This is a genomic window from Thermomonospora curvata DSM 43183, assembly GCF_000024385.1.
Taxonomy (GTDB): Bacteria; Actinomycetota; Actinomycetes; order Streptosporangiales; family Streptosporangiaceae; genus Thermomonospora; species Thermomonospora curvata.
Window position 1 is genome coordinate 4,433,914 of sequence record NC_013510.1, and the last position, 19,359, is coordinate 4,453,272.

At 71.8% G+C, this 19,359-nt stretch carries 18 protein-coding genes; 8 read left to right on the top strand and 10 right to left on the bottom strand.

Going from position 1 to position 19,359, the window contains the following annotated elements; genetic code table 11:
* Positions 1–318: 318 nt before the first annotated feature.
* Positions 319–1,509, bottom strand: coding sequence for an acetyl-CoA C-acetyltransferase (locus TCUR_RS19140; RefSeq protein ID WP_012854203.1), 1,191 nt, complete (start codon positions 1,507–1,509; stop codon positions 319–321).
* Between the two features lie 160 nt (positions 1,510–1,669).
* On the opposite strand from TCUR_RS19140, the gene mce reads away from it, so the two are divergent.
* Positions 1,670–2,107 carry a methylmalonyl-CoA epimerase gene (mce, locus tag TCUR_RS19145; RefSeq protein WP_012854204.1) on the top strand — a complete coding sequence of 146 codons (438 nt, stop codon included), beginning with the start codon at positions 1,670–1,672 and terminating at the stop codon, positions 2,105–2,107.
* 152 nt (positions 2,108–2,259) lie between these two features.
* Here the strand turns inward: mce and TCUR_RS25115 are convergent, their stop codons facing one another.
* Together TCUR_RS25115 and TCUR_RS19155 are read right to left on the bottom strand one after the other, a co-directional pair.
* The gene (locus TCUR_RS25115; protein ID WP_012854205.1) at positions 2,260–3,357 is read right to left on the bottom strand and encodes an OmpA family protein; all 1,098 of its coding nucleotides are present in this window, start codon (positions 3,355–3,357) and stop codon (positions 2,260–2,262) included.
* Complete coding sequence (locus TCUR_RS19155; protein WP_012854206.1) at positions 3,357–3,896, bottom strand: hypothetical protein; 540 nt, start codon at positions 3,894–3,896, stop codon at positions 3,357–3,359. The genes TCUR_RS25115 and TCUR_RS19155 overlap by 1 nt, the downstream gene beginning before the upstream one ends.
* Positions 3,897–4,311: 415 nt before the next feature.
* Between TCUR_RS19155 and TCUR_RS19160 the strand changes: the two genes are divergently transcribed.
* Both TCUR_RS19160 and TCUR_RS19165 read left to right on the top strand, forming a co-directional pair.
* Positions 4,312–5,637, top strand: coding sequence for a DivIVA domain-containing protein (locus TCUR_RS19160; protein ID WP_012854207.1), 1,326 nt, complete (start codon positions 4,312–4,314; stop codon positions 5,635–5,637).
* 165 nt (positions 5,638–5,802) lie between these two features.
* Positions 5,803–7,392, top strand: coding sequence for an AI-2E family transporter (locus TCUR_RS19165; RefSeq protein ID WP_012854208.1), 1,590 nt, complete (start codon positions 5,803–5,805; stop codon positions 7,390–7,392).
* A 328-nt stretch (positions 7,393–7,720) separates the two neighbouring features.
* Here TCUR_RS19165 and TCUR_RS19170 read toward each other — a convergent pair whose 3' ends face one another.
* The 7 genes from TCUR_RS19170 to TCUR_RS19195 all read right to left on the bottom strand — a co-directional run bounded on the left by TCUR_RS19170 (position 7,721) and on the right by TCUR_RS19195 (position 14,246).
* Positions 7,721–8,512, bottom strand: coding sequence for an alpha/beta fold hydrolase (locus TCUR_RS19170; RefSeq protein WP_012854209.1), 792 nt, complete (start codon positions 8,510–8,512; stop codon positions 7,721–7,723).
* A gap of 203 nt (positions 8,513–8,715) precedes the next feature.
* Positions 8,716–9,432, bottom strand: coding sequence for an alpha/beta hydrolase (locus tag TCUR_RS19175; RefSeq protein WP_012854210.1), 717 nt, complete (start codon positions 9,430–9,432; stop codon positions 8,716–8,718).
* Between the two features lie 254 nt (positions 9,433–9,686).
* Positions 9,687–10,007, bottom strand: a complete 321-nt coding sequence (locus tag TCUR_RS25790) for a hypothetical protein (RefSeq protein WP_012854211.1) — start codon at positions 10,005–10,007, stop codon at positions 9,687–9,689.
* Positions 10,008–10,216: 209 nt separating this feature from the next.
* Positions 10,217–11,086, bottom strand: coding sequence for a type IV toxin-antitoxin system AbiEi family antitoxin (locus TCUR_RS19180; protein WP_012854212.1), 870 nt, complete (start codon positions 11,084–11,086; stop codon positions 10,217–10,219).
* Positions 11,087–11,291: 205 nt separating this feature from the next.
* Positions 11,292–12,953, bottom strand: a complete 1,662-nt coding sequence (locus TCUR_RS19185; RefSeq protein WP_012854213.1) for a 3-hydroxyacyl-CoA dehydrogenase family protein — start codon at positions 12,951–12,953, stop codon at positions 11,292–11,294.
* Between the two features lie 276 nt (positions 12,954–13,229).
* Positions 13,230–13,616: an SCO5389 family protein gene (locus TCUR_RS19190; RefSeq protein WP_012854214.1), complete on the bottom strand. Its 387-nt coding sequence runs from the start codon at positions 13,614–13,616 to the stop codon at positions 13,230–13,232.
* Between the two features lie 129 nt (positions 13,617–13,745).
* Complete coding sequence (locus tag TCUR_RS19195; protein WP_012854215.1) at positions 13,746–14,246, bottom strand: GNAT family N-acetyltransferase; 501 nt, start codon at positions 14,244–14,246, stop codon at positions 13,746–13,748.
* Positions 14,247–14,493: 247 nt separating this feature from the next.
* Here TCUR_RS19195 and nucS point away from each other — a divergent pair, with 247 nt between their 5' ends.
* The 5 genes from nucS (at position 14,494) to TCUR_RS19220 (ending at position 19,351) form a co-directional block, all read left to right on the top strand.
* Positions 14,494–15,180 carry an endonuclease NucS gene (gene nucS, locus TCUR_RS19200; RefSeq protein ID WP_012854216.1) on the top strand — a complete coding sequence of 229 codons (687 nt, stop codon included), beginning with the start codon at positions 14,494–14,496 and terminating at the stop codon, positions 15,178–15,180.
* A 58-nt stretch (positions 15,181–15,238) separates the two neighbouring features.
* Positions 15,239–15,640, top strand: coding sequence for a DUF3224 domain-containing protein (locus TCUR_RS19205; RefSeq protein ID WP_012854217.1), 402 nt, complete (start codon positions 15,239–15,241; stop codon positions 15,638–15,640).
* Positions 15,641–15,696: 56 nt separating this feature from the next.
* Positions 15,697–16,281 carry a TetR/AcrR family transcriptional regulator gene (locus tag TCUR_RS19210; RefSeq protein ID WP_012854218.1) on the top strand — a complete coding sequence of 195 codons (585 nt, stop codon included), beginning with the start codon at positions 15,697–15,699 and terminating at the stop codon, positions 16,279–16,281.
* Between the two features lie 61 nt (positions 16,282–16,342).
* A complete protein-coding gene (locus TCUR_RS19215; protein WP_012854219.1) occupies positions 16,343–17,146 on the top strand; it encodes a site-2 protease family protein in 804 nt (267 codons plus the stop codon).
* A gap of 258 nt (positions 17,147–17,404) precedes the next feature.
* Entirely contained in the window at positions 17,405–19,351 is a 1,947-nt protein-coding gene (locus TCUR_RS19220) for an N-acetylmuramoyl-L-alanine amidase (RefSeq protein ID WP_012854220.1), read from the top strand.
* The last annotated feature ends 8 nt before the right edge of the window (positions 19,352–19,359 follow it).

Below are 19,359 nucleotides of genomic sequence, written 5' to 3' on the forward strand. Positions count from 1 at the left end.
GTCCGTTCAGGGGTGCCCGCCGGCGCTCCAGTGAGTGTGTCCCCGCCGTCACGTGATGCGCTCTTGGCCGGGGGAATGCCCTCTGTTTCGGCAGGATCGAAAGCGGACGGCGAGAAGCGGGCCGCCCCGAGCCGGAACCGGCGGCGGCTTTACGCGCCGGCCGTTCGGCGCGCCCGGCAGGCCGCGGAAGAGAGCGGACTGCGCGAGCGCGCCGACCGCAACACCCGGCTCGTGCCGGAGGGCCCGCCGAGGTCGCTCGGCTTCCCCACCGTCACGGTGACCGCCGTGGACGCCCGGCGAGCCCCCGTGCGCCGGTGCTCAGGCGCGCGGGACGCGGACGATGAGGGCGTCGCCCTGGCCGCCGCCGCCGCACAGCGCCGCCGCGCCGACCCCGCCGCCGCGCCGCTTGAGCTCGTGGGCCAGGTGCAGCACGATGCGGGCGCCGGACATGCCGATGGGGTGGCCCAGCGCGATGGCCCCGCCGTTGACGTTGACCTTCTCCGGGCCGACGCCCAGGTCGCGCATGGACTGCACGGCGACCGCGGCGAACGCCTCGTTGATCTCGATCAGGTCCAGGTCGTCCACGCCGATGCCCTCCTTGGCCAGGGCGTGCTTGATGGCGTTGGACGGCTGGGAGTGCAGCGAGTTGTCCGGGCCGGCGACGTTGCCGTGGGCGCCGATCTCCGCCAGCGGGGTCAGCCCCAGCTCGGCCGCCTTGGCCGCCGACATCACCACCACCGCGCAGGCGCCGTCGGAGATCTGCGAGGAGGACCCGGCGGTGATGGTGCCGTCCTTGGTGAAGGCCGGGCGCAGCTTGGCCAGCGCCTCGACGGTGGTGTCGGGCCGCACGCCCTCGTCGGCGGTGAACAGCACCGGCTCGCCCTTGCGCTGCGGCACCGGCACCGGGACGATCTCCGCGTCGAACACCCCGTTCTTGATCGCCTCGGCGGCGCGCTGGTGGGAGCGGGCGGAGAACTCGTCCTGCTCGGCGCGGGTCAGCCCGAGCTTGGCGTTGAAGCGCTCGGTGGACTCGCCCATGGGCAGGTGGTCGAAGGCGTCGGTGAGGCCGTCGTAGGCCATGTGGTCGAGCACTTCGATCGACCCGTAGCGGAAGCCCTGGCGGGACTTGGGCAGCAGGTGCGGGGCGTTGGTCATCGACTCCATGCCGCCGGCCACCACGATGTCGAACTCACCGGCCCGAATGAGCTGGTCGGCCAGGGCGATGGCGTCCAGCCCCGACAGGCAGACCTTGTTGATGGTGATCGAGGGCACGTTCATGGGGATGCCGGCCTTGACCGCGGCCTGGCGGGCGGGCAGCTGGCCGACGCCGGCCTGCAGCACCTGCCCCATGATCACGTACTGCACCTGGTCGCCGGTGATGCCCGCGCGCTCCAGCGCCGCCTTGATGGCGATGCCGCCCAGGTCGGTGGCGGAGAAGTCCTTAAGCGAGCCGAGCATGCGGCCGATGGGGGTGCGGGCTCCGGCGACGATCACCGAGTTCGCGGGCATGACAGGGGGCCTCCACAACTGGTCCACAACGTCTTTGTCACGATACCCACAGCACCGTGGCCGGTTTCGGCCGGGCCGTCCCTGCGCCGGATCCGGCGCGCGGCCCGGCGCGCAGCCGGCCGCGCCCGCCGTGACCGGCCCCGACAAGGAGGACCCGCCCATGCTCACCCGGATCGACCACATCGGCATCGCCTGCCGCGACCTGGACGCCGCCGTGGAGTTCTACCGGCGCACCTACGGGTTCACCGACGTGCACACCGAGGTCAACGAGGAACAGGGCGTCCGGGAGGCGATGATCAAGATCAACGACGCCGGCGACGGCGGCGCCACCTACCTGCAGCTGCTGGAGCCGATCCGCGACGACTCCCCCATCGCCAAGTTCCTGGCCAAGAACGGCGAGGGCGTGCACCACATCGCCTTCGGCACCGACGGGGACGTGCAGGAGGAGGCCGACGGCATCGCCGCCAAGGGCATCCGGGTGCTGTACGACTCCCCCCGCCGCGGCTCGATGGGCTCGCGCATCACCTTCCTGCACCCCAAGGACTGCGGCGGCGTGCTGACCGAGCTGGTCCAGGCCGCCAAGCCCGCCGGGCACTGACCCGCCGCCCGGCCCGCGGGAGCCGGCCGCATGCCCGGTGAGCGGGCCGGCCGTCGAGCCCGCCGGTTCCGCCGCCCGCCCGGGCGGCGGAACCGGCTCGCGAAGCGATGAGGGCGCTTCCGGCCGCGGGGTGTTCCGCGGCCGGAAGCGCCTCAGCCGACCGGCAGGTCGTCGATGGTGCCGAAGGCCGGGATGTAGAACGACAGCCTGTCGGTCTTCTGGCTGGGCTGCGGAAAGAGCGCCCAGCCGTACTTGACCGCGCCGACCTTCTCGTTGCCGCCGAGCCAGTCGCGCATCGGCACGCCCCGGCCGGTGATCACCACGCTGAGCTCCTCGCCGTGCGCCTTGTCGATCAGCGTGGCGTGGTAGCCGTAGCCGTCGAACCCGTTGGTGTCGCCGTCGAACAGCGCCGGGTAGTTCAGCCCGCTCGTCCCCCGCTGGGCGACCAGCCGGGTGCGGTAGCCGACCTTCAGGAAGGGCCCCTGGCGGCGCAGCTCCACCACGTCCAGCCGGACCGTCCAGGTGCCGTTGATGGTCCGCTGGGTGGAGGCGAGCGGGGCGGGCTCTCCCGGCAGCGGGCGCAGCCCCGGGTCGGGGGCGGTCTCGGTCACCGGGACCGAGATGTAGCGGGGGTCGGGCCGGGGCGGAGGGTCGCCGGAGGCCTTGCCGTACAGGATGGACACCCTCCGGTTGCGCTGGCGCGCCTGCGGGGAGGTGCCCTTTTCGCGCGGCTCGCTCTCGCCCTTGCCCTCGGGGATCAGGGTGATGCCGGTGTTGGCGAGCTGAGGCTGCATGGCCTGGACCACCGCCTCGGCCCGTCGCTTGGACAGGGCGAGGTTGTCCTCCGGCTCGCCGACGTCGTCGGTGTGGCCGACCACCTGGACCTCTCCGGTGACGTTCGCCTCCTTGAGCTTGGCGACGACGTCGGCCAGGTACTTTTCGGCGGCCGCCGACAGGTCGGCGCTGCCGGTCTTGAACAGCACGTCGGCCTGGAGGGTGAAGGACTTGCGTCCCTTTTCGGTGGTCTCCTCGATCGGCGTGTAGTACTTGCGGTTCTGCTGCAGGGTGCCGGGGGGCGGGATCGCGATCGTCTTCGGCCGCCCCTCCCCCGCCCGCCGTCCGGAGCCGTCGGTGCCCGGTTCGGGCCAGGACGAGGGGGACGGGGAGGGGGCGGCGACGGCCGCCCCGCCGAGCGGCACGGTCAGCAGCGCGGCGAGGGCCGCCGCGGTGAGGGCGGTGCGGGTGCGCATCAGGAGATCTTCACCCCCGGCATGGGGCCGACCACCGGCATGACGACGGTCAGCTCCTTGACCTCCTTCGGCGGGGCGGGGTAGTCGGCGTACAGGACGGTGGGCTGGTCCAGCGGGTAGTCGCCCAGGCCGGTCGAGCAGGCGCACCGGGCGTCCTCGCCGCTGCCGATGGTCAGGCTGTCGTACACCCGCAGGTTCTCGGTGTCCAGGAGGAAGGGGGCGCCGGCGTTGCCGCTCTGCCAGTTGCCGCCGAAGGTCTCCTTGGGCAGCGCGTCGCTGTCGGTCTTGGCGCGCGGGGTGACGGCGTACACCAGCCGCAGCACCTTGTCGTGGCGCTGCAGTGACAGGACGTCGACGTAGACCTCCTTGCCCGCATAGGGCTGCACGGCCTTGGCGATGGCGCCCTTGACGTGGTTGTCGGGGCCGATCTCGGCCTTGGGCGCCTGGGTCGGGGGCGGCTCGCCGCCTCCCAGCAGGCCGCAGCCGGTCGCCGCCAGGGCGGCGAAGATGAGAACGCCGGCTCCGAGAGCACGACGCATTCGGTCACCTCCGTGGGGGAAGGAAAGTGATCATCCGGGGGCCGGACGGGAGCATGGGCCCACCGGAGCTTCGCGCTTCATACGACGACGATCCGCCGATGTCGGTTGATGACCGGATTGTGACGTGATCGATATCACAGACCCTACTGGGCGGTTGTGCGCGGTCACAGTGTGGTGATTCAGGCTGCAGTGGGGGGTTTGCCCCCGGCTTCAGAGGCACTCCCGGAACGCCTCCAACAGCCCGACAAAAGGGACATTCCACGCAGCACGTTAAGATGAGCCCCCAACGAGGCAGTGGCGGGAGTACGCTGCTCTCGCCGGAAGAGGTCTGGGGCCGTCAGGTACGAAACCGCAAGTCCAGGCGATCAACCGGTCCCGGAACCCCGTAGCCCCGTCACAGCCAGGATTGAGCCACATGCAGTCCGACATCGACGCCCAGCTCAGCAACTTCTTCGAGGAGACTCCCCCACGCGAGTTCGACGTGGTGCTTCGCGGCTACGACCGGCACCAAGTCGACGAGCACATCAAGCAGCTCGACAACGAGGTGCGCCAGGCCCGCGAGCAGATCCAGGCGCTGCAGCGCGAGCTGTCCGACGCCCACCGCCAGCTCCAGGAGCAGGAGCGGCCCACCTACGCCGGGCTCGGCGCCCGCATCGAGCAGTTGCTGCGGCTGGCCGAGGAGCAGGCCACCGAGCTGGTCCAGATGGCCCGCTCGGAGGCCAACGAGATCAAGGCCGCCGCCAAGGTGGACGCCGCCGAGCTGCGCGCCACCGCCGAGAACGAGGCGGCCGAGCTGCGCGCCCAGGCGCAGCGGGAGGGCGAGGACCTGCGCCAGGCGGCCGAGCGCGAGGCCGAGGAGGTGCGCACCGCCGCCCGCCGCGAGGCCGAGGAGCTGACCTCCACCACCGAGCGCGAGGTGGCCAAGCTGCGCGCCACCGCCGACCACGAGGTCGCCGAGAAGCGCGCCGCCGCCGAGCGGGAGATCGCCAAGCTGCGCACCACCACCGAGCGCGAGGTCGCCCAGCTGCGGGCGTCCACCAAGCGCGAGCGGGACGAGATCCTCACCACCGCCAAGCGCCAGGCCGACGAGATGCGCGCCCAGGCGCAGCGGATCCTGGAGGAGAGCGAGGCACAGCGGGCCCAGGCCGAGGCCGAGTTCGAGATCCAGCTGGCCGCCCGGCGCGAGGAGGCCGACCGGCAGGACGCCGAGCGGCACGCCGCCGCCCAGGCCGCCACCCAGAAGCTGGTCGCCGAGGCCGAGCAGCGCGCCGCCTCCGCCGAGCAGCGCGCCGCCAAGGCCACCCAGCAGGCCGAGCAGACCCGGCGGGAGGCCGACCAGCACGCCAAGCAGCTGCTGGCCAACGCCCGCAAGAACTCCGAGCAGATCATCGCCGAGGCCAAGGCCCAGGCCGAGCAGCTGCTGGCGGAGACCAAGGCCGAGGCCGAGCGGATCCGCACCGCCGCCCAGCGCCAGGTGGACGAGCTCACCCGCCAGCGCGACAGCATCACCAGCCACCTCAACCAGCTGCGCCAGCTGCTGGGCGGTGGCGGCCCGATGATGCCGCCGCTGGGCGCCACCCCCACCGAGGAGGTCTCCGCCGCTCCCGAGAAGCCGGCCCTGTCGTCGGCGGAGTCCAAGCCGAAGCCCAAGCCGGCCCCGGCCCAGGCCAAGCAGCCGGCCGCCGCCAAGGCCGCCGCCAAGAAGCAGGAAGACGACGACGAGGACTGGTGGCAGGAGTGATCGGCTCCCGCTGATCGGCGTCTTTTCAGCGCATACCGCGAACCGAGAAGCCTGGAGGGAAATCCCCTCTAGGCTTCTTGGCGTCTAAGGGGAATATCACTGAGGACACAGCCCCGGCCGCGGCGTCCGGCGCACCCCTGCGAGCAGGTAGAACGAGGAGAAGTCGTGTCAGACGACATTCCCGGCGCGAACCGACCGGTCACGCCGTCCGCCTTTCCCGCCGCTCCCCCCGACGACGCCGTGCCCCCGCCGGCGGGCCCGCAGGACGAGACGCCCCGGGCCGAGGGGCCGGGCGGCCGTGACGAGGCCGCCGCCCCCCGAAACGACGCAAAGAGCACATCCCCCCTCCCGGAGGAGCCGGACGGTTCTCCTTCCGGCGAGCCGCCGGGCGGCCCCGATGAGCGCCAAGCCCGGCAGCGGCCCGCTTCCGCCGCCGGGGGTTCGGACACGGGGCCCTCACGCGAGCGGGAATCCGCCAAGGCCCGGGCCGCCGGCGAGGAGAAGCCCGCCCACGGGAGCGGCCAGGGCCCTTCGGCCGGGCGGGCCGGGGAAGAGCCGGGCACCGCCGGGAGGCGGGCCGGCGCCTCCTTCGCCGGTGACGGCCCGGCGCGGGAACAGGCGGTGGAAGAAGACCCGGAGCCCACCCCGGACCCGCTGGTCGACCTGGAGCAGCGGCGCAAGGAGGCCAGGGCCGACAACCTGGCGCCCTTCGGCAGGCCCGGGTCGCCCCTGGGCCGGACGCACCCGTTCATCTTCGGCTTCACCGGCGCGCTGGGGGTGATCTGCGCCTGGCTGCTGTTCGAGGCGGTCACCAGCGCCCGCGGCGTGATCGTGCTGATCGTGGTGTCGATGTTCCTGGCCGTGGGGCTGAACCCGGCGGTGGAGCGGCTGCAGCGGGCCAGGCTGCCGCGCCCCGGGGCGGTCGCGGTGGTGTTCCTGGGACTGGTGCTGGCGTTCGTCGCGGCGGGCTTCGCGGTGATCCCTCCGCTCACCGAGCAGATCACCAACTTCATCAACCAGCTGCCCTCCTACATCGAGCAGCTCGGGCAGAACGAGCGCATCCGGGAGCTGGACCGCGAATACCAGGTCCTGCAGAAGGCCCAGGAGGCCGTCACCAACCCCGACTTCGGCCAGTCGGCCATCGACGGGGTGCTGGGCGTGGGCCGCGCCCTGGCCGGCGGGGTCTTCAACACCCTGACGGTGCTCATCCTCACCCTGTACTTCCTGGGGTCGCTGCCCACCATCAAGACGTTCTTCTACCGGCTGGTGCCGCGCTCCCGGCGCGCCCGGGTGGCGCTGCTGGGCGATGAGATCCTCGCCCGCATCGGCGGTTACGTGGCCGGCACCCTCACCGTGGCTTCCATCGCCGGCACCACGGCCTACATCTTCCTGTCGATCATGCAGGTGCCGTTCGCGCTGCCGCTGGCGCTGTTCGTCGGGATCACCGCGCTGATCCCGCTGGTGGGCGCGACGATCGGCGCCACGCTGGCGTGCACGGTGGCGTTCTTCGACGGGATGTTCACCGGCATCGCCTGCGTGATCTTCTTCGTGGTCTACCAGCAGGTGGAGAACTACATCATCCACCCGCGGGTGATGAAGCGGGCGGTGGACGTCCAGCCGGCCGTCACCATCATCGCCGCCCTGGTCGGCGGCACCCTGCTGGGCATCGTCGGCGCGTTGCTGGCCATCCCGACGGCCGCCGCCCTGGCCCTGATCATCCGCGAGGTGGTCCTCCCCCGCCAGGAGACCTTGTGAGGCGGCCGGCGCGTTGACCGGTCGGCGGCGTCCACCGCACGGGCCGACCGCGTCCGGTGGACGCCGCCGGGGCGTGTCGTCACAACAGCCGCACGGAGCCCATGGGGGTCCCGGCCCCCGGGCCCCGGAAGGGGAGTCGTCACAGCAGTCGCACGGAGCCCATGCTGCCGGGATCGGCCCGCCGGCGGGACGCCGCGTCGTCACAGCAGTCGCACAGGGCCCGCTGAGCGCGGCCATGCCCGCAGCGCGCAGGTCACCCGCCGGCCGCGACCGGGCCGGCCGCCCCGCTTCGGCCGGCCCGGTGCCTTGGGGATCTCGACGACGGGCCCTAGCGGGGCGTGCGGGCCAGGGCCGCCACGAACTCGGCGACGATCTGGTTGAACAGGTCGGGCTGCTCGACCGCCGACAGATGGCCGGTGCGGGGGATCACCTGCAGTTCGGCGTTGGGCAGGGCCTCGACCATGGCGCGGGCGTCGGCCTGGGGGGACAGCTCGTCCTCGGTGCCGGTGATGACGAGCGCGGGGGCGTGCACCCCGCGCAGCGTCTCGAAAGAGTCCGGACGGGCGGCCATCGCCCGTTGCGCCCAGGCCGCCGCGGCGGCCGGCGCCGCCTGCACCAGGCCGCGCACCCTCCCGTACACCAGCGCCCGCTGCCGCATGGTGGTGGGGCCGACCAGGAGCGGCAGCACCTCCTCCACCAGCACCCGCGAGGTGCCCTCGCGTTCCAGCCGCTCGGCCTGCCGGAGCCGGTTGCGCCGGCCCTGCTCGGTGTCCGCGCTCGCCTTGGTGTTCGCCAGGATGAGCCCCAGCACCAGGTCGGGGTGCCGCCGGCACAGCGCCATCGCCACATAGCCGCCCATGGACAACCCGCCGATCACCGCGCGGTCGATGCCCTTGCGGCGCAGCAGGTGGGCCACGTCATCGGCCATCACGTCCACCGAGGGCTCCTGCTCGCCCAGCATCGAGCCGCCGAAGCCGCGCAGATCGGGAGTGATCACCCGGAAACGGCCGCCGAGCCCTTCGCGCTGCGCCAGCCACATCGCCGACGACAACGGGAACGCGTGCAGCAGCACAAGCGGCGTCCCCTCGCCGACGTCCCTGGCGTACAGCTGAACGACCATCGGGCCTCCCACACCCGGCACATCCGCCGATCCGTGACGGCGCGTGCCCTCTCCTCTCACTAATTCCGACAACCGCCATATACGTGACGGTCAGGTAATCGTCACCCGAATCGGTCGAACTCGAAAGGAGTGGCCACGATCGGACGCAGACGTTTCGGCCTCGCCGGCATCTCCGAAAGCACCGCCCCACCCGGCGAAGGCGTTCAGCCCGCGGGCCACTCCTCCGGCAGGGGGTGGGCCTGCGGCGCCACCCGCTTGACGATCTCGTTCAGCACGATCCGCACATACGGCTCTCCCACCCACAGGTGCCTGGCGCCGTCCACCGCGACGATCTCGGCCTGGGGGATCCGCTTGAACCGCTCGCGCGCCTCGGCCGGAGGCAGGTAGTCGTCGTGCTCGGGCACCAGGACGATCACCGGCCGCCCGTCGGCGCCCCAGGCGTCCAGGTCGGCGTCGGTGGCCCGGTGCAGCGGAGGGCTGAGCAGCAGCAGCCCTTCCACCAGGGGGTCGCGCCCCCATTTGAGCGCCAGCTCCGTGCCGAACGACCAGCCGAGCAGCCAGGGGTGGGGCAGGTCGTGATATTCGGCGTACTCCAGCGCCGCGGCGACGTCGTACTTTTCGGTCTCGCCCTCGCCGAACTCGCCCTGACTGGTCCCCCGTTCGGACGAGGTGCCGCGGGTGTTGAAGCGCAGCACCGCCACCCCGGCCATGGCCGGCAGCCGGTAGGCGGCCTTGCGGAGCACGTGGCTGTCCATCATCCCGCCGTGCGTCGGCAGCGGGTGCAGGCACACCAGCGTGGCCACCGGCTCCCGGTCCACCGGCACCGCCAGTTCCCCGACCAGCTCCAGTCCGTCGGCGGTGTGCAACGTGATGTCCGTCCGCGTGGCGGGCAGCACCGTGCTCGCCTTGATTATCCCCATCACCCTCCTCTTCTCTGGGACAACCGTAATGCCCCGCCCCATCCCCGCCGGGCGGCCGACGCCACGCCGCAAAGCCGCCGAGGAGCACCTCTCTTCCCAGGCCGCCGTGCGCTTTTGCGCACCACCCCTCCGCACCGCGGCACCGCCTCACCGAGCCGATGCCGCCGATGCGAGTCCGGTCGGCGCTCAAGGTCCCGGCAAGCGCCTCGACCGGGCGCCTGGCGGCGGTTCACACCCTGTGGACGCGGCGACGCTCAGTAGCGGGGTGCGTTGCGCGACCTTTGGATCTTGGGGCCGCGGTGCAGGCGGGCACGCCAGCACGGCTTGTGCCAGTGACGACGCTCATCCGGCCCGCCCCAGTCGGCGGGCCAGGCCACGACATGCCCCACACCCGGCGCGATCTCCTGATCGCACCCCGGGCACCGGTAGACCTTGACGGCATTGGCCGGGGCGATCTCCCGGACGATCCAGTCCCCGTCCGGCCCCTCCTCGCGATTCTCCAGCCCGAATGACCAGGCGCCGCTGGAAGGCCGTGGGTTCTTCCGTGGACGACGCCTGTTCCTGCGCGGGCTCATGCCGATCAGCCTAAGGCCGCCCCGCCCCACCCAACGGCGGTACCGGCAGCGAACCTCCTCCGGCACGCGCTCCCGGAAACCTCAGCGCCCGGCCCGCGCATCCGCCCACCCACGCGAACACCCCACAGGCATTCCTCGGCGACACCAAAACGCAGCCCTGGCCATCCGGTCCTGGTTCGCCGATTTGTGGGCTTTGTGTTGGTCGGCGGCTACCGGTGTCTTCGGCGGCGGGCCGAGGGGGTGTGTGAGCGGCGGAGAGCGGCGAGTTCGGCCTCGATGCGGTGCAGCCGGGCGGGGGCGGGGTTCCAGCCGCGGTGCAGGAGGGTGGTCGTCAGGGCCTCCAGGAAGGGGACGGGGTTGAACAGGATGTCCTCTTTGGTGACCACGATGATCTCCCAGCCGTGGTGGTCGCGGATCCAGGTGCGGCGGGCGGCGTCGCGGTGGCGGCGGCCCCGGCCGGTGTGGAACTCCTCGCCGTCGTACTCGACGGCGGTGAGGTGCTCTGCGTACCCCATGTCCAGGAAGAACCTCGGGCGGTCGGGGCGCCCTACCGGGATCTGGGTGCGGGGGCGCGGCAGGCCGGCGTCCACGATGCACAACCTGGTGTAGGTCTCGCCGGGGAGCATCGCCCCGGGATCGGAAAGGGCGAGGATCTCCCGCAGACGCCGGGCATTGGGGCGGCCGGCCAGCAGCCGTGCGCGTCTGCGGAGCGACGCGGCGTCGACGCCGGCGCGTAAGAACTGGTCGAGGGCGGCCACCGCCTCCCGGCGGGGGAGCCGGCGTGCGCAATCCAGCGCGGTGCGTTCGAAGGTGGTCAGGCGTATGCCATCCACTTCGGTGACGTCCGCATCGGGCAGGTGAGTGCGGCGCACCCGGCAGCCGGGCGGGTCGGGAAGGGGGCGGTCGGCGGGGACGGCCAGTTCGATGGGCCAGGTGGCCCGGTCGGCGCCCATGGGGAGGGCGTCGATGCCCCACAGCCAGGCGGCGGCGCGTTCGGCGATCACGGCGTGCGCGGGCGCCGCCTGCCACAGGGAGCGGATACGGGCGGTGAGGACGTCGTCGGCGGAAGCGCATCGCATGCCCTCCAGCCTCGGCCCGGGGACACCCCGTCAACAGTGGAACGCGGTTCTGTGGACAACCCTCGAACGTGCGCCGGCAACGCGACCGGCGGGCCGGTGAGCGGACCTCCCCCGGGCAGCCGGGTTCCGGGGCGTCCGCCGACAGGCGGCGAGCGGCCCACCGCCCCGGCGGAAGGCATCGGGGCGGTGGGCCGAGGATGAGGCGTTACTGACGGAAAGAGCGGCCTGCGGTCAGGTACTCCTCCAGCAGGGGCGCCGGAGCGAAGGCGTTCTCGCGGCGCTCGGCGTAGAGGGCCCGCAGGACGGCCACGGCGCGGTCCAGGCCGAGGCGGTCCAGGTCGGCGATCGGACCCGTGGGGTAGCCGCAGCCGAGCCTCATGGCGGCGTCGATGGAGTCGGCGTCGGCGTACCCGGCCTCCAGCATCCGGACGGCGTCGTTGAGGTAGGGGAAGCGCAGCGCGTCCACGATGAAGCCGGCGCGGTCGCGGCAGCGCACGGGGGTCAGGCCGAGGGCCGCGGTCAAGGCCACGGCCCGTTCGGCGGCCCGCGGAGCGGTGAGAACGGTGGAGGCGACCTCCACCAGCGGGCCGTCCGCCTCGGGGAAGTGCAGGCCGACCACGTCGGCGGCGCGCGCTGCGGCCGTCGCCACCTCGATGACCCCGCCGGTGTCGGCGAGGCTGGCCAGTACCGCGTCCGCACGGGCCGCGCCGGCGACGGCGGCCAGCACCGGGCGCTTGGCCGCCGCGTCCCCGGCGGCCGCCTCGACGACCAGGTCGCAGTCGGCCAGCGAGCCGGGCTCCGTGCCCACGGTGACGCGGGACAGCTCGTCCGCCGACAGCTCGGCCTGCAGGGCCGCCTGCGCGGACTCGTCCTCGGTGACATAGCGGACCTGCGCGCCGGCGCGGGCGCACCGGGCGACGAAGGCGACGGCCTGGGCTCCGGATCCCATCACACCGACCAGCGGCTGGGGAGCCTCCTGCGCCGAAGCGGCGGTGCCGGCGTCGGAGGAGTCATAGGAGTAGAAGCCGCGGCCGGTCTTGCGGCCCAGCAGCCCGGCGGTGACCAGCTCGCGCAGGATGGGCGCGGGGGCGTGGCGGCGGTCGCGGGTCTCCCGGTAGATGGCCTCCAGCGCCTCCAGGCAGATGTCCAGCCCGATCATGTCCATGAGGGTGAAGGGCCCCATCGGCAGCCCGGCGCCCACCTTCATGGCGGTGTCGATGTCCTCGGCGGTGGCGTGGCCCTCCTCGTACAGGGCGGCCGCGTGGTTGAGGTAGGGCAGCAGCAGCCGGTTGGCGACGAAGCCGGCGCGGTTGCCGACGGTGACCGGAGTCTTGCCCAGGCTCTTCACCAGCTCGGCGACCCGGGCCAGGGCGGCGGGTTCGGCCAGCGGGGTGCCGATGACCTCCACCAGCTTCATCACCGGCGCCGGGTTGAAGAAGTGCACGCCGACGACCTGGGAGGGCCGCGCGGTGCCGACGGCGATCTCAGTCACCGACAGCGAGGAGGTGTTGGTGGCCAGCACCGCGTCGGCGCGGCAGACCTTGTCCAGCTCGGCGAACACCCGCCGCTTGAGGTCCATCCGCTCGGGGACGGCCTCGATCACCAGGTCGCAGTCGGCCAGGTCGGCGAAGTCGGTGGAGAAGGTGATCCGGTCCAGGATCTGCTGCTTGGCCTCCTCGGTGAGCTTGCCGCGTTTGACCGCGCGGCCGGTGGAGTTCTCCACATGCCCGCGGCCCCGGGCCAGCGCCTCGTCGTTGATCTCGATGCCCACGACGGCCAGTCCGCCCCGGGCGAGCACCTCGGCGATGCCCGCGCCCATGGTGCCCAGGCCGACGACCCCTGCCTTGCTGAACGAACCTCCACTCATGCCGGGCAGTCTCCCAAAGGCGCCCGGGACCGCCCTCCCCGGGTCCGGGCTGACCCCCGGCCGGCAGCGCAGGAGGCGCCGGGACGCCCGTCGCGGCCGCTCTTCCCGCAGGAAGAGCGGAGGCGCCGCCCGGCCGCAACCATGCACACGGCCGTGCCGGCCACCTCACGGCCCGGCACGGCCGCGCTCTTGAAAAGGGGCGAGTAAGAAGCGGATAACCGGTTGGTCATAATTCCGGTTCGCCGCGTCGCCCGGCCGCAGAGCGGCGATCTCGTGTCAGCAGTCGCGCAGTTCCGGCGACTGGTTGAGGATCTGCTCACGGGGGGTGATGAAGCGCCGGTACGCCTCGGTGTCGGCGCTGGGGAAAACGGCGACCCGGTGGCAGTTCTGGAAGGCCAGCTTGACGCCGAAGTAGCGTTCCAGCGCGCCCCGCATGGCGTCGCTGGCGAGCACGCGCAGGAGCTGGCCGCGAGCCTGCTCGTCCGGCGGCGGGGTCTGGTTGTCGGCGAAGTCTCCGCCGTCCACCTGGTAGCGGGCCACCAGGCCGCTGATCACGTCCCAGGCGTACGGCAGCGAAGTGCGAATGCACTCGACGAACGCCGCATCATCGATCTCTCCGTGCTGGGCCTTTTCGAGCAGTTCCGGGCTCACATCGAGAGACATGGACCGATTCCCTTCGGTAACGGCGGAACGGAACGTCGCACAACAGGTCCGTCTCCGGTGACGCTAACCAGCGTCCCGAGAGAATTCCAGCCTTGACAGGAAGAGGAATTGGTATATGAAGGCCCGGGATCAGCCGTCCAGCGAGCGGCCCATCAGGATGTCGTCGACATAGCGGCCCTCGATGTGAAACTCACCGGGCAGGATGCCGTCCACGGTGAAACCCGCCCGCTCATACAGCCGCCGGGCCCGGGGGTTGGTGGACAGCACCCGCAGCCTGATGCGGCGGGCGCCCTCCCGCCGGGCGCGTTCGCACGCCGCGATCACCAGCGCGTACCCCACTCCCCTGCCCTGTTCGGACGGGTCGACGGCCAGGCCCTGGATTTCGCGGATGTGGGCGTTGCTCGGTGCCGGCACCGGCTGCACCAGCCGGACGTAGCCGACGATTCGTCCCTCCCGGACGGCGAGCGTGTACTGCTCGGGTCGATGGGCCGGGTCGAAGAGCACCGCGTCCGGGCCCGGGCGCGGGAACACCCCGACGTCCGGGGACCAGGTGCGCCGGTCCAGGTCGAGCAGCGCCGCTTCGTCGCTCTCCACGGCCTCGCGCATCCGGATGCCCGCAGGCTGCTCCATGTGCCTCCTTCCCTCCCGCCTGAGCGGGGCTCTTCACGCGGTGAACGGCCGCCGGCGCGCGGTGCGTCCATCGCATCCGCCCACCGGATCGGCCGAAGGCTCACCGAACCCTTCAACACGCCGTCTCCGCAAGACGCGACAGGGGCGCTGCCGCGGCCCGGAACGCCGTAGCACGGGACATCTTCGTGGTTCCCGCCCGCGCCGTCTTGGGCCATGCGCCGGCAAGAGTTCACTAGGCTGTGGCCCCGTGCGCCTCGTCATCGCCCGTTGCAGCGTCGATTACGCCGGGCGGCTCACCGCCCACCTGCCGCTCGCCCCGCGGCTGATCATGATCAAGGCCGACGGCTCGGTGTCGGTGCACGCCGACGACCGCGCCTACAAGCCGCTGAACTGGATGAACCCGCCGTGCTCGCTGCGCGAGGAGCGCTTTGCCGACTCCCCGGACGGCCTGGTGGCCCGCTGGACGGTCACCCACGGCAAGTCCGGTGAGCGGCTGATTTTGAACATCACCGAGTTCCTGCACGACTCCACCCACGAGCTGGGTCCCGACCCGGGGCTGCGCAAGGACGGGGTGGAGGCGCACCTGCAGGAGCTGCTGGCCGAGCACATCACCACGCTGGGCGAGGGCTGGACGCTGATCCGCCGGGAGTACCCGACCGCGATCGGGCCGGTGGACATCCTGTGCCGGGACGCCGAGAACCGGACCGTCGCGGTGGAGATCAAGCGGCGCGGCGAGATCGACGGCGTCGAGCAGCTCACCCGCTACCTGGAGCTGCTCAACCGCGACCCCCTGCTGGCCCCGGTGCGCGGCGTCTTCGCCGCCCAGGAGATCAGGCCGCAGGCGCGGGTGCTGGCCGCCGACCGCGGCATCGAATGCGTGACGCTGGACTATGACGCCCTGCGCGGCATCCAGCACGAGGGCACTTTGTTCTGAGCAAAGGCCCGGCGCCCGCCGCGCGGAGAATGTCGGTGCCCTCCGGGACGATGGGCCGATGAGCGTGAAAGCGAGCGGCACCTTCGATGTCACCGGCTGGGACGAGCAGGCCAAGGACACCAGGCCCGACGGCACGGTGGTCACCCGGGTCCGGGTGACCAAGACCTTCCACGGCGACCTCGCCGGCACCAGCGTCACCGAGATCCAGACCGTGACCACTGCGGCCGGGCCGACGGCCTATGTGGGCGTGGAGTGCTTCGAGGGAACCCTGCACGGCCGCAAGGGGACCTTCGTCCTGCAGCACAGCGCGGGCAACGACGCCGCCGGCGAGGAGTGGCTGAGGTGGCAGATCGTGTCCACCTCGGGCACCGGCGCGCTGGCGGGGCTGCACGGCGAGGGGCAGATCACCGTGGACGGTGACGGCCGCCACTTCTACGCCCTCGACTACGAGCTGCCCTGATCCGGGCGTCCTCGGCGCGGTCTCGGCCGGGGAGGGCGAACGGTAATCTTCCATGCATGGCGTCGGCGACCACGGACAGCACCCGGGAAAGGATCATCGACGCGGCCGAGGAGTGCTTCGCCCGATACGGAATCGCCAAGACCACCGTGGAGGACATCGCGGCGGCCGCCGGGCTGTCCCGGGCCACCGTCTACCGAAGCGTCACGGGGGGCCGCGACGAGCTGATCCTGGCGGTGATGCTGCGGGAGCTGACGCGGGTCCTGGACCGCCTGGCGGCCCTGCTGCGCCGCTCGGGGCCGGTGCCGGAGGCGGTGATCGAAGGCATCATGGACGTGGTCTCCCACGTGCGCAGCCAGCCGCATTTCGCGCACTTCCTGGTGCCGGAGGCGGCCGGGCACACCCAGGCCGTGGTGGCCGGGGCCGCCGAGCGGATCCTCGACATGTGCTGCGAGTACGTGCGCCCCTACTTCGAGGCGGCACAGCGCGAGGGCCAGATCCGCGAGGGCATCGAGGTGGAGGGCACCGTCGAGTTCCTGTTCCGGATCATCACCTCGCTGATCGTCCTGGACCGCGGCCGGGATCCCGAGGCCACCAGGAACTTTCTGCGCTCTTATGTCGTCCCGGTGATCGTGGGACCGTAAGGCGCCCCGCCATGGCCGAGGTGACGGCCGTCACCGAACGACGCATGCGAAGGGACGATTCATGGGAACGGTGCACACGGCGAAAGGCGGCCGGGCCGCGGTCAGGCCGAGCCCGGTGTTCCTCGCCATTCTCGGTGCCACCGTCATCTTCGGGCTGATGGCCTGGCGCTATGAGTCCTACTACGAGGAACGCGCCGCGCAGCTCACCCTTTTCGGCCTCGTCCTGGCGGGCTGGATCCTGTCGCTGTGCCTGCACGAGTTCGGGCATGCCTATCTGGCCTACCGCTCGGGCGACCGCAGCGTGGCCACCAAGGGCTATCTGACGCTGAACCCGCTCAAGTACGGGGACGTCACCCTCAGCTTCCTGCTGCCGGTGCTGTTCATCATGCTCGGCGGGATCGGCCTGCCCGGCGGCGCGGTGTGGATCGACCGGGGCCGCATTCCCGGCCGGCTGCGGCACAGCCTGATCTCGGCGGCCGGCCCGCTGGCCAATGTGGTCTTCGCCATCGCCCTGGCCGCCGCCGTCACGCAGCTGCGCTCCGATGAGCCGCTGGACCATCTGGTCTTCTGGTCGGCGCTGTCCTTCCTGGCCTTCCTGCAGGTGACCGCCGCGCTGCTCAATCTGCTGCCGATTCCCGGCCTGGACGGCTTCGGCATCGTCGAGCCGTACCTGCCGCGTTCTTGGGTGCGCAAGGCCGACGAGGTCGGCGGGTACGCCTTCCTGGCGCTGATCGCCCTGCTGTGGATCCCGCCGGTCAACCGCGCCTTCTTCGACGCCGTCTTCACCGTCACCGATCTGTTCGGGGTGGACCAGGCCGCCATCATCGACGGCCTGACCTGGTTCCGGAACGCCATCGGCATGTAACGTTCTACGCGCTTTTCACCTCTTTTGCCCGGCGCCGGGAATATTCTGCTCTTTACGGGCACCAATGGACGAGTCGCCATAACTGTCGGTGCGCGCAACCGACATATGACTCCCATGGGAACCGGACATGTGCAAACATCGGTTTCGGACCGCCCTGACGGCCCCCACCGGGCGCCCCCACCCCGCCGCCCGGCGATACCGGAACTCGACCCGCTCCGCGCGATCACCGACATCGCCGCAACCCCCTGAAGGAGGCGCATGGAGCTGGAAAGGCGCGCGGTGTTCGGCTGGCCGGCCACGGCCGCCGGATACGCCCCCTGTGATAACGGCCTGGTAGTCCACTACGACGGCAGCGACCAGGGCCTGGCCGGCAAAAGCCATCAGGCGTGCCGGCAATACTGGAAGAACACCCGGAAATTCCATATGAACAGCCGCGGGTGGGCCGATATCGGCTACTGCGTCGATGAGCAGACCGAAATCCTCACCACAGGCGGCTGGCGGACCTTTCGCGAGATCGAGCCCGGCGACATCGCCCTGACCCTCGACCACCGCACGGGGATGTCGCAATGGCAGCCGGTGGAGGAGGTGTACCTCTTCCCCGCCATGCCGCGCGAGATGATCCGCATGCAGGGCCGGCGGCACTCCTCGCTGACCACGCCCGGCCACCGCTGGCCGGTGGAAAGGCCCGCCGGAGCCGGGCGGGGCCGTGAACGCGCCTGGGCCACCACGCAGACCCTCACCTCCCACGACCTGATCCCGGTCGCGGCCGAGTGCGCCGACATCCCCGCCGAGCCGAAGTGGTCGGACGCGCTCGTGGAGGCGCTGGCCTGGTTCTGGGCTCCAGAGCAGGTCGACCCCGAAGACTCCGGCCGCATCCCGGGCGCCGCGGTGACCGTGCGCCGCCGGGAGGGCGCCGAGGCGGCGCGCCTGCGGGCCGCGCTGCGGGCGCTCTTCGGCGCTCCGGCGCAGGCCCTCCCCCACGGCGACGACGCCCCCGCCTGGCGGGAGGTCCCGGCGGAGGGCGGCACGGTCGTCTTCGGCCTGTCGGCCGCCGCGGGCCGGCTGCTGCTGGAGCACGCGCCGCACCGCGTCGTGCGGCACGACTTCCTGCAGGCGCTGACCCGGGCCCAGCTGGAGCTGTTCCTCCAGGTGTCGCTGCGGGCCGGGGGCAGGGCCGCACAGCGGCGCTTTACCCGGCGGGAGGAGGCCGAGGCGTTCCAGTTCGCCGCGATCCTGGCGGGCAGAGCGACCTCGATCCAGCGTCCGCGGCCTGGGGAATGGGTCGTCCGCCTGCGGCAGGAAACCCATGTCACGCCCCGTCGCACCGGGGACTTCGGCATCACCACCGAACGTTACGACGGCCACATCTGGTGCGTGCGCACCCCGAACGGCACCTGGCTAGCCAGACGGGCGGGCACGGTGTACTTCACCGGCAACTCCTTTGCCGTCTGCCCGCACGGGATCGTCATGGAGGGCCGCGGCTGGCAGCGGGTGCAGGCCGCCCAGCCGGGGGGCAACAGCACCTGGACGTCGGTGACGTTCATGTCCGGGCCGAGCGAGGCGCCGACCCGGGCTCAGATCAACGCGTTCAAGCAGCTGCGGGCCTGGCTGCGCGGCAAGGGACTGAAGGCCGGCATCCGCGGCCACCGGGACTTCATCTCCACATCCTGCCCGGGCGAGAAGTTGTACGCACTGGTCAAGAACGGCGGCCTGGCCGGCCCGCCCGAACAGCGGCCCGAAGAGGAGGACGACGTGCCGATCCGCACCAGCCTCGGCAAGAACAAGGACCAGGAACTGGCCTGGGGCAAGTGGACCCGCATCACCTGGGACGTCGAGCACGCCGACCCGGAAGGCGCCCATGCCGACGGCAACTATCCCGGCTATGTCGCCCCGGAGACCTCCTGGGCGGACTTCCACGCCACCGTGCGCGTCGAGGGGCTGCAGCCGGGGGACGAGTACCAGCTGCGCTATGAGGTGCACGACTGGAAGGACGGCAAGTCCACCGGGAAGCCGTGGACGGAGATCCACGCCGACCACCCGGCCACCAAGGGCGTGCAGTTCGTGACCGGCTCCTGCTCCAAGAAGCTGAAGAAGGGCCAGCACGCCTATGTGGCCATCGCCGTCTTCCCGGTCGGCGACACCACGGGGCGGCCGGTCCCCAAGGCGGTTTCCGGCCGCTGGACGATCCGCCAGGACAGAGCCTGAACGGCCCG

Coding starts and splice junctions, on each gene's coding strand:
- TCUR_RS19140 (WP_012854203.1), bottom strand. CDS start 1,509: ATGCCCGCGAACTCGGTGATCGTCGCCGGAGCCCGCACCCCCATCGGC.
- mce (WP_012854204.1), top strand. CDS start 1,670: ATGCTCACCCGGATCGACCACATCGGCATCGCCTGCCGCGACCTGGAC.
- TCUR_RS25115 (WP_012854205.1), bottom strand. CDS start 3,357: ATGCGCACCCGCACCGCCCTCACCGCGGCGGCCCTCGCCGCGCTGCTG.
- TCUR_RS19155 (WP_012854206.1), bottom strand. CDS start 3,896: ATGCGTCGTGCTCTCGGAGCCGGCGTTCTCATCTTCGCCGCCCTGGCG.
- TCUR_RS19160 (WP_012854207.1), top strand. CDS start 4,312: ATGCAGTCCGACATCGACGCCCAGCTCAGCAACTTCTTCGAGGAGACT.
- TCUR_RS19170 (WP_012854209.1), bottom strand. CDS start 8,512: ATGGTCGTTCAGCTGTACGCCAGGGACGTCGGCGAGGGGACGCCGCTT.
- TCUR_RS19175 (WP_012854210.1), bottom strand. CDS start 9,432: ATGGGGATAATCAAGGCGAGCACGGTGCTGCCCGCCACGCGGACGGAC.
- TCUR_RS25790 (WP_012854211.1), bottom strand. CDS start 10,007: ATGAGCCCGCGCAGGAACAGGCGTCGTCCACGGAAGAACCCACGGCCT.
- TCUR_RS19180 (WP_012854212.1), bottom strand. CDS start 11,086: ATGCGATGCGCTTCCGCCGACGACGTCCTCACCGCCCGTATCCGCTCC.
- TCUR_RS19185 (WP_012854213.1), bottom strand. CDS start 12,953: ATGAGTGGAGGTTCGTTCAGCAAGGCAGGGGTCGTCGGCCTGGGCACC.
- TCUR_RS19190 (WP_012854214.1), bottom strand. CDS start 13,616: ATGTCTCTCGATGTGAGCCCGGAACTGCTCGAAAAGGCCCAGCACGGA.
- TCUR_RS19195 (WP_012854215.1), bottom strand. CDS start 14,246: ATGGAGCAGCCTGCGGGCATCCGGATGCGCGAGGCCGTGGAGAGCGAC.
- TCUR_RS19205 (WP_012854217.1), top strand. CDS start 15,239: ATGAGCGTGAAAGCGAGCGGCACCTTCGATGTCACCGGCTGGGACGAG.
- TCUR_RS19210 (WP_012854218.1), top strand. CDS start 15,697: ATGGCGTCGGCGACCACGGACAGCACCCGGGAAAGGATCATCGACGCG.
- TCUR_RS19215 (WP_012854219.1), top strand. CDS start 16,343: ATGGGAACGGTGCACACGGCGAAAGGCGGCCGGGCCGCGGTCAGGCCG.
- TCUR_RS19220 (WP_012854220.1), top strand. CDS start 17,405: ATGGAGCTGGAAAGGCGCGCGGTGTTCGGCTGGCCGGCCACGGCCGCC.